Genomic DNA, 8,980 nt, shown 5'->3' with positions numbered 1-8,980 from the left:
CTTCGCGCCGCCTGGCACCGGACTCGGCGGCCGGAGCATCGGCATAGCCGCGGATCCGGCCCGCCAGCGCCCGCAGGACCAGTACCCCCAGGGCACCCGCGATCATTGGCGGCAGCAGTGCCAGCGGGGAGAACTGTGCCCGGGAGAGCGCAGCAGCCACCCCTGCGGCGCCGAAGACGGCGATAACCACGGAACCCCACGGCGGACGCCGGGTTTCCAGCAGGCCGCACGCGGTTCCGAATACCGCAATGACCAGGAGCATGCCGATCAGCAGCGCGAGCTTGTCCGCCGTGCCGAACGAGGCAATGGCCCACTCCTTCACGGGGGCGGGCACGGCGTCGACCACCACCGATCCCACAGCGGACAGCGGCGACAGGGACGGACTGAGCACTGCGGCGGCCAGTTCCCCGGCGGCCACGGCGATGCCCACGGCTACCAGGCCGGCGGCTGCGGCCCACGGCCAGGTTCTTGTCATGGTTTCGGCTCCCTCCGGCCCCGCTGGTTTCTGGGCAGTTCAGCGCGGTTCAGCGCGGCAACGGCCTGTTTCGAGTATGACAGCAGGCCGCTGGCCCCGCCCGGCGCCCCCGTTCCTAGAGCGGGGATGTGAAACGGCCTACACTCGAGGGATGGGAATTGACCTTGGTATGCCAGCCGTTGTGCCGCCGCGTCCGTTCCCGGGAACCCCGGAGCACCTGGACGGGCTGGTTGACCGGTTCGGGCGCCGCGCCACGGACATGCGGCTGTCCCTGACGGACAAATGCAACCTGCGCTGCACGTACTGCATGCCGGCGGCGGGCCTGGATTGGCTGCCAAAGGACAAGGTGCTCTCGGCCGCAGAGATTATCCGGCTCGTGGGGATCGGCGTCGACGGCCTGGGGGTGCGCGAACTTCGGCTGACCGGTGGCGAGCCGCTGGTCCGCGCCGATCTGGTGGAGATTGTGGCGGGGATCCGCGCCAATCATCCGGACCTGCCGGTCTCACTGACAACCAACGGACTGGGCCTGGAGAAAAAGGCCCAGCCGCTCAAGGACGCGGGACTGACCCGCATCAACGTGTCCCTGGACTCGCTGCACCCCGAAACCTTCGCGCAGCTTACCCGCCGTCCATTCCTGGACCGGGTGCTCGCGGGCGTGGAGGAAGCCGCCCGCGTGGGGCTGGGCCTTATCAAGATCAATGCTGTCCTGATGCGCGGCATCAACGACGCCGAGGCGCCCCGCCTGCTCGGGTGGGCCGTGGACCACGGCTTTGAACTGCGGTTTATCGAACAGATGCCGCTCGACGCCGATCACGGCTGGACCCGCGACGGGATGATCACGGCTGCCGAAATCCGTGCGCTGCTCGAGGCATCCTTCATTCTGACCCCCGATCCCCGGAACCGGGACGGGGCTCCCGCGGAGCGCTGGCAGGTGAGGCACCGCCGCAGCCCGGAGGAGGTGGCCGGCGTCGTCGGGATCATTGCGTCGGTGACGGAACCGTTCTGCGCCGACTGCCGCCGTACGCGGATCACGGCCGAGGGCAAGGTACGCAGCTGCCTGTTCTCCCATGAGGAGACGGACCTGCTGGAGCTGCTGCGCAGCGGCGCCGAGGATACCGCCGTCGCCCGCCGCTGGCAGGAAGCCATGTGGGGCAAGCCCAAGGCCCACGGCATGGACCATGCCGGGCTCGGCGCACCGGATTACGTGCAGCCCGAAAGAACTATGAGTGCGATAGGTGGCTAAGTGCTGATCCGCTACTTCGGCGCTGCGAAGGCAGCAGCCGGAATCGAAGAGGAAATCCTGGACGCCGGGCCGCTGGAGCTCGGGGAACTGCTGGAGAAGCTGGCTGCCAGGCATCCGGACGCTCCGGAGGGAACACCTGTCCTGCAGACCGTGATTGACCGAAGCACGTTCCTGGTCAATGAGGTGGCGGCGCGGAACCGTTCCGTTGTGCTGGCGTCCGCGGACACCGTGGACATCCTGCCGCCGTTCGCCGGCGGCTAGCTCCCCTGCCAAAAACGAAAGAGCAGAAACAGCCCGCTTGGACGGGCAGTTCCTGCTCTTTCAGTGGCCGACGGGCGAGGCTAGAAGCCGAGCTCCGCCGCAGATTCGAACGGCCCCACCACGGTGATGGTCCGCGGCGCTGCTGCCAGTTCGGCGGCGAGGGCCTGGACTTCTTCCGCGGTCACGGCCTGGATCCGGGCCAGCGACTCGTCGATGTCGATGTACTCTCCGCTGACCAGCTCGGCGCGGCCGAGCCGGGACATGCGCGAACCGGAATCCTCCATGCCCAGGACCATCCCACCGGAAATCTGGCCCATGGCCTTCGCCAGTTCCCCCGGCTCCAGGCCGTCGGATGCCAGCCGCTCCAGCTCGGATTCCAGCAGGTCGATGACCTGCCGGGTCTTAGCCGGTGAGCAGCCCGCGTACATCCCGAAGTATCCGGCGTCGGCGTATGACGCCGAGAAAGAGTACGTCGAGTACACGAGGCCGCGCTTTTCCCGGATTTCCTGGAACAGGCGGGAGGACATCCCGCCGCCCAGGATCGTGTTCAGCACGCTCATGGCGAAACGGCGGCTGTCGGTGGCGACCAGCGACGGGCAGCCCATCACGATGTTCGCCTGTTCCACCGGACGGTGGATGACGTGGACGCCCCCGCTTCCGGTGATGGCGGCCGGAGTGGTGTCCCGGCGCTCTACCGGTGCCGCGGCGCCGTCCAGTTCCCAGCCCGCCCGTTTCAGGGCGTCCAGCACCAGTGAGACCACGATGTCGTGCTCCAGGCCGCCCGCGGCCGTGACCACCAGGGTCTCGGGACGGTAGTGGCGGCGGTAGTGCTCCAGGACGGCCTCGCGGGAGACCGCCTTGATCGCTTCGGGTGTGCCGCCGATCGGCCGGCCCAGCGGATGGTCGCCCAGGACCGCTTCGGCAAACTTCTCGTGGCACAGGTCCGCGGGATCATCCGCATCCATCGCGATTTCCTCGAGGATGACGTCGCGTTCCTGTTCGAGTTCCTCCGGGTCGAGCACGGCGGAAGTCACCATGTCCGCGATGACGTCAATCGCCATCGGCAGGTCGGTGTCCAGCACGCGTGCGTAGTAGCAGGTGCTCTCCTTCGCCGTCGCTGCGTTGGATTCCCCGCCTACTTCGTCAAACGCTGAGGCGATGTCCATCGCGCTGCGGCGGTCCGTTCCCTTGAACAGCAGGTGTTCCAGGAAGTGTGTTGACCCGTGGCGGCCTTCGGCCTCGTCCCGGGATCCGACGCCGACCCAGAAACCAATGGTTGCGCTTCGCTGGCCGGGCATCGACTCGGTGAGTACGCGCACGCCGCCCGGGAGGACGGAGCGGCGGACGACGGCGCCAGCCGGGTCGCCGATTTCAAGGGCCGGTTCGCCCGGCCGGGTTGTCAGGGGAAACGGGACAACCGTCCCGGCGCGGGAAAAATCCGCACCGGAACGGCTGTCCGTGATGTTTTCAGGCATTTACTCTGCTGTCTCGGCAGCCGTTTCGCCTTCGGCGTCGTCATCAGCAACTACCGGCGAAAGCGACAGCTTGCCGCGGTCGTCGATCTTGGTGATTTCAACCTGGATCTTCTGGCCCACGGAGACAACGTCATCAACGTTGTCGACGCGCTTGCCGCCCGAGAGCTTGCGCAGCTCGGAGATGTGCAGCAGGCCGTCCTTGCCCGGGGTCAGCGAGATGAAGGCACCAAAGGTGGTGGTCTTCACAACGGTGCCCAGGTAACGCTCGCCCAGTTCCGGAACCATCGGGTTGGCGATCGCGTTGACCGCTGCCCGGGCTGCCTCGGCGGACGTGCCGTCCGTGGCGCCGATCAGGACCGTGCCGTCATCTTCGATGGAGATGTCAGCGCCGGTGTCTTCCTGGATCTGGTTGATCATCTTGCCCTTCGGGCCAATGACCTCGCCGATCTTATCCACGGGGATCTTCACCGAGATGATCCGCGGAGCGAACTCGGAGAGCTCGTCCGGGGTATCGATAGCGGCATCCATCACGCCGAGGATGTGCAGGCGGGCTTCGCGGGCCTGCTTCAGGGCTGCGGCCAGGACCGAGGCGGGGATACCGTCGAGCTTGGTGTCCAGCTGGATGGCCGTGACGAACTCGGAGGTACCGGCAACCTTGAAGTCCATGTCGCCGAAGGCATCTTCGGCGCCGAGGATATCGGTCAGTGCTGCGTAGCGGGTTTCGCCGTCAACCTGGTCGGAAACCAGGCCCATGGCGATACCGGCAACCGGAGCCTTCAGCGGCACACCGGCGTTGAGCATCGACAGCGTCGAGGCGCAGACCGAACCCATCGAGGTGGAGCCGTTGGAGCTCAGGGCTTCGGAGACCTGGCGGATGGCGTACGGGAATTCTTCACGCGAGGGCAGCACCGGCATCAGTGCACGCTCGGCGAGGGCACCATGGCCGATTTCGCGGCGCTTGGGCGAACCCACGCGGCCGGTCTCACCGGTGGAGTACGGCGGGAAGTTGTAGTTGTGCATGTAGCGCTTGCGCGTTACGGGGGACAGCGAGTCGATCTGCTGTTCCATCTTGAGCATGTTCAGCGTGGTGACGCCCATGATCTGGGTTTCGCCGCGCTCGAAGATGGCGGAACCGTGCACGCGGGGCAGAACCTCGACCTCGGCGGTCAGCTGGCGGATGTCCGTCAGGCCGCGGCCGTCGATGCGGACCTGCTCCTTGAGGATGCGCTGGCGCACAACCTGCTTGGTAACGGCGCGGAAGGCTGCGGAAACTTCGTTCTCGCGTCCTTCGAAGCGGGCAGCCAGTTCAGCCTTGACTTCGTCCTTGAGGGCGTCAGTCGCGGCGTCGCGTTCCTGCTTGTCAGCGATCGTGAAGATCTGTGCCAGCTTGGACGCTGCGGCAGCTTCGACGGCTTCGTAGACGTCATCCTGGTAGTCCAGGAAGAGCGGGAACTCAACGGTCGGCTTGGCGGCGCGTGCGGCCAGGTCGGACTGCGCGTCGCAGAGGACCTTGATGAACGGCTTGGCTGCTTCCAGACCCTCGGCAACGACCTCTTCGGTCGGAGCGGTGGCGCCCTCTTCCTTGATCAGGTTCCAGGCGTTGTCGGTAGCTTCGGCTTCGACCATCATGATGGCGACGTCGTCACCGGCGATGCGGCCGGCAACCACCATGGAGAAGACTGCGCGCTCCAGTTCGGAGTGCTTCGGGAAGGCAACCCACTGGTTGTCGACCAGGGCAACGCGGACGCCGCCGATGGGGCCGGAGAACGGCAGGCCGGAGAGCTGCGTGGACATGGAGGAGGCGTTGATGGCCACCACGTCGTAGAGCACGTCCGGGTTGATTGCGAGGACGGTGACCACGATCTGGACCTCGTTGCGCAGGCCCTTTACGAAGGCCGGGCGCAGCGGGCGGTCCATCAGGCGGCAGGCCAGGATGGCTTCCGTGGAGGGACGGCCTTCGCGGCGGAAGAACGAGCCCGGGATGCGGCCGGCGGCGTACATACGCTCTTCGACGTCCACGGTCAGCGGGAAGAAGTCGAAGCCTTCGCGCGGGGACTTGCCGGCAGAGGTTGCCGAGAGCAGTGCGGTGTCTTCGTCGATGTAGACCATTGCCGCGCCTGCGGCCTGTGCGGCCAGGCGTCCGGTTTCGAAGCGGATGACACGCTTGCCGTAGACGCCGTTGTCAATGACGGCTTCTGAATACTGAATTTCGGGACCCTCCATAGAGAGTCACCTCCGTTTCTTAGTGTTCGGAGGCCACCCAGCATCGTCCCTTGAATCTCCTGCGCCACGGTGCGGTGCGGAAGGTTTCAACACCCGGTCTTCGATCGAGGTCCACGGGCAGAATCTCCCGTAGACCACTACCGAGGACCGCGAATGCTGCGATGCTGGCTGACTCCAGATAGTTGTCTTGTTTACTGCTGTGTTGCCAATGGCAGGTGCGCTTCCGGAAGTAACCCGGTGTCCATATCTGCCGGTACTGCTGTGACCTGCAAAGGGCGGCCCTGCGCATGCACAGGTACCGCCCTCAAAACAGAACTATCGACGCAGGCCGAGACGCTCGATGAGCGCACGGTAGCGAGTGATGTCGGTCTCGCGCAGGTAACCCAGCATGCGGCGACGGCGACCAACCAGGGCCATCAGGCCGCGGCGGGTGTGGTGGTCGTGCTTGTGGGTCTTCAGGTGCTCGGTCAGGTCCAGAATACGACGGGACAGAACGGCAACCTGGACCTCGGGGGATCCGGTGTCGCCCTCTGCGAGTGCGTATTCCTTGATGATCGCCTGCTTGATGGCGGGATCGAGTGCCACTGTAACTCCTAGAGTTGTGCCGTGAGGCCCGAATCAGCACTTCGCTGCCGGGAACCCTGCGCCCGCGTCGTGAGAACACGGCGGGCACAAAGAAATTCAGCCGCCACGGACCGCAGCCGAATTTTCATCCAGTTTACCCGGCGACAGGCGCTTCTGTCGAAAGGACATTCCTTGTCCGGGCCACGTCCAGGCGCATCTGGTCGATCAGTGCCTCGGGTCCGGTATAGGCGATCATGCCGCGCAGGCGTTCCACGAATTCCACTCCCACACATTTTCCATACAGGTCGAAGGCCTCCACGGCCTCAGCCGGGCGGTCGATCACATGGGCTTCGACCTGCCGGCTCACGCCGTCGAACGTCGGATTCGATCCCACGGAGATCGCGGCCGGCCAGCGGGTTCCGTCGGGTTCCACGAGCCATCCGGCATAGACCCCGTCGGCTGGGATCAGCCCCGTGGATGCCGGTGCCAGGTTCGCCGTCGGGAAGCCCAGTTCCCGTCCGCGCGCCGCCCCGTGGACGACTTCCCCGCGCATCCGGTGCGTTCGTCCGAGCAGCCGGGCGGCGGTGCGGACGTCGCCGGCAGCCAGCGCCTCGCGTATCCAGGTCGAGGAGCAGCGCCGTCCCTGGCTGTCCTCGGGTCCCTGCGGAAGGGCATCGAAGTCGTCCACGGCAATGACTTCGAATCCGAGTTCGGCACCGAGCTCGCGCATCGTGTCAATGTCGCCCGTGTTCCCGCGCCCGAACCGGGCGTCGTGGCCGAGGACCACGGCCACGGCATGCAGGCCGTCCGCGAGGAACTTCCGCACAAATTCTTCGGCCGTCAGGGAAGCGATGCCCAGGTCATAATGGACCATCAGCAGCCCGTCGAGGCCGGTTTCGGCCAGCGCTTCGGTGCGGTCTGCCGGCCCCATGATCAGCACGGGAGCGTTCTCCGGCCGGTGCACCACTGCCGGATGCGGGTCGAAGGAGACGGCCACTGCCGAGGCGTCGTGCTCCCTTGCGGTCTTCACCAGACGGGAAAGCACGTACTGGTGGCCGAGGTGAACGCCGTCGAAATTGCCGATTGTGACTACTGTCGGACCAATGTCGGACGGCACCTCCGCAAGGTCATTCCAGTAATACACCCGAGCTCCTTACCAGCGGAAAGTCCATCCATGAATGTTGCCGCTCAAAGCACCTGCTGTAAGCGGAAGGCTCCATCCATTATGGCGGAAAACGAATAGCCTTCACGCACCGTTCGCGGCCGGGGTATTCCCGCTGCCGGTGCCGCGGTGGATTTCCTGCCGCAGTTCACTGGTTTTCAGGATGAATCGATGCCAGACCAGCAGCGCCGGAGGGAAGGCAAGTTCCAGGACCATGAGGATGATCAGGGTGAAGTGCGGCGTTCCGGAGAAAGCCCAGGACAGTACGCGCCCGATTCCGCCCAGGAACACCATCAGGCAGACCAGCCAGAGCATGTTCGCCCACTGGAATTTAATCGCAATGGCAACGAACGCGGCGCCGACTCCCACCATCATTGCGGAGAAGAAACGGAACTGACTCTCCAGCGAGGCGTTCACCGCTCCCCCGCCGGTCTGGGCGACGCCTGCCGTGCCCGTAATGAGGTAATAAGCGCCGATTCCGGCGATCAGGACGCCGACGGCGACCACCACTGCCCGGAAGACGCCCCAGTCATCGGTGCTCTTCCAGGACTTCGTGCCCGCAGCTCCCCCGCCCTGCTGGCGTGCCGCGGGAGGACTGTTGCGCCCGCGGCGGGAAACTTTGCCCTTGCTGCTGGATTCCGGGGCACCGGCAGGATCCGGGTCCTGGCCGGTGAGGGGCGAAGCGCTGACTGTTGGGCCGGTGCCGGGGAACGTGTCAGGATCCTGCCGTCCGGTGCCTGCCCCGCGGGTCATATCCGCCGGTCCCGGCGATGGGATGGTCATGGTCTGCCCCCTGATGGGATCGAGTTCGGTGCGTCGTGACGGCGCACATTTTCACATCGTCTCACGGAGCGGACTTCGACCAGAACCTGCCCCGGCACCTAGGCGTGTTGGCGGTTCCGGTGCTTGTAGAGCCACCAGAGACCAACCAGCGGAAGCAGCAGCGGTACGTACCCGTACCCCTGTCCGAAGTTTGACCAGACGGTGTCATCCGGCAGGGCGGCGGGGTCCAGCAGCCCAAACAGGCCGACGGCGAGCACGCCCGCCAGCTCAACGCTGACCGCGGCCACTGACACCTTATAGGCGGTCCGTCCGGAGCGCGCCAGGGAAACCGTCGCCACAATGTAAACGATGGCGGCGAAGGCCGAGAGCAGGTAGGCCAGCGGGGCATCATCGAATTTGGTTGCGATCTGGAACGCTGCCCGGGCCGATGCCGCGAGGGCGAAAACACCGTAGACCGCCACGATGAGCCGGCCCGGGCCGGCGTTGCGTGCTGCCGGACCCGACTCGTGTCCGGCAGGCTTTGGCTTGATCAGTTTTTTCATGCCAGCGGCACCCCGTCCCAAATCTGTTCCATCCGGAACAGCATGACAAATACGGTGATCCCGACTGCGCCGAGAACCAGGTTGCTCCACTTGGAGCGGTCCATGAGGGACCACCAGACGGCCCCGATGGGAATAACGACGGCGGTCAGCAGGTAGCCCCAGAACTCCCAGGCAGGTCCGGTGAGGCTCTCCCCTCCGCTCTGGCGGATCACGGCGGCCACGCCATACACGAGTAGGAAGAGTTCAACGGCG

The 8,980-nt window shown here is 65.7% G+C and carries 9 protein-coding genes and 1 pseudogene; 2 read left to right on the top strand and 8 right to left on the bottom strand.

Annotation, left to right across the window (positions count from 1 at the left end):
* A pseudogene (locus RTN46_RS15200) lies at positions 1 to 475 on the bottom strand (oxidoreductase); the annotation flags it as partial.
* Between the two features lie 169 nt (positions 476 to 644).
* Between RTN46_RS15200 and moaA the strand changes: the two are divergent.
* Together moaA and RTN46_RS15190 are read left to right on the top strand one after the other, a co-directional pair.
* Entirely contained in the window at positions 645 to 1,718 is a 1,074-nt protein-coding gene (moaA, locus tag RTN46_RS15195; protein WP_312182626.1) for a GTP 3',8-cyclase MoaA, read from the top strand.
* On the top strand, positions 1,719 to 1,979 hold the full coding sequence (locus RTN46_RS15190) for a MoaD/ThiS family protein (protein ID WP_312182624.1): 261 nt from the start codon (positions 1,719 to 1,721) through the stop codon (positions 1,977 to 1,979).
* An 80-nt stretch (positions 1,980 to 2,059) separates the two neighbouring features.
* On the opposite strand, the gene RTN46_RS15185 is transcribed toward RTN46_RS15190, so the two are convergent.
* From RTN46_RS15185 to RTN46_RS15155, 7 genes are all read right to left on the bottom strand, one after another.
* Positions 2,060 to 3,454 (bottom strand): pitrilysin family protein, encoded by a 1,395-nt coding sequence (locus tag RTN46_RS15185; protein WP_312182622.1) that lies wholly within the window; start codon positions 3,452 to 3,454, stop codon positions 2,060 to 2,062.
* A complete protein-coding gene (locus tag RTN46_RS15180) occupies positions 3,455 to 5,677 on the bottom strand; it encodes a polyribonucleotide nucleotidyltransferase (RefSeq protein WP_312182620.1) in 2,223 nt (740 codons plus the stop codon).
* Positions 5,678 to 5,992: 315 nt separating this feature from the next.
* On the bottom strand, positions 5,993 to 6,262 hold the full coding sequence (rpsO, locus tag RTN46_RS15175; protein WP_312182618.1) for a 30S ribosomal protein S15: 270 nt from the start codon (positions 6,260 to 6,262) through the stop codon (positions 5,993 to 5,995).
* Positions 6,263 to 6,395: 133 nt separating this feature from the next.
* The gene (locus RTN46_RS15170; protein ID WP_312182617.1) at positions 6,396 to 7,385 is read right to left on the bottom strand and encodes a bifunctional riboflavin kinase/FAD synthetase; all 990 of its coding nucleotides are present in this window, start codon (positions 7,383 to 7,385) and stop codon (positions 6,396 to 6,398) included.
* Positions 7,386 to 7,487: 102 nt separating this feature from the next.
* Positions 7,488 to 8,186 carry a DUF4345 domain-containing protein gene (locus tag RTN46_RS15165; RefSeq protein ID WP_312182615.1) on the bottom strand — a complete coding sequence of 233 codons (699 nt, stop codon included), beginning with the start codon at positions 8,184 to 8,186 and terminating at the stop codon, positions 7,488 to 7,490.
* Between the two features lie 98 nt (positions 8,187 to 8,284).
* Positions 8,285 to 8,728 (bottom strand): hypothetical protein, encoded by a 444-nt coding sequence (locus RTN46_RS15160; protein ID WP_312182614.1) that lies wholly within the window; start codon positions 8,726 to 8,728, stop codon positions 8,285 to 8,287.
* Positions 8,725 to 8,980: hypothetical protein (locus RTN46_RS15155; RefSeq protein ID WP_312182613.1), on the bottom strand; the 256-nt coding region annotated here is incomplete at its 5' end. The genes RTN46_RS15160 and RTN46_RS15155, both read right to left, overlap by 4 nt.

The organism is Arthrobacter sp., from assembly GCF_031988865.1.
Taxonomy (GTDB): domain Bacteria; phylum Actinomycetota; class Actinomycetes; order Actinomycetales; family Micrococcaceae; genus Arthrobacter_B.
The sequence above is the reverse complement of the archived record's forward strand: the minus strand, read 5'-3'. Positions and strand labels throughout refer to the sequence as shown.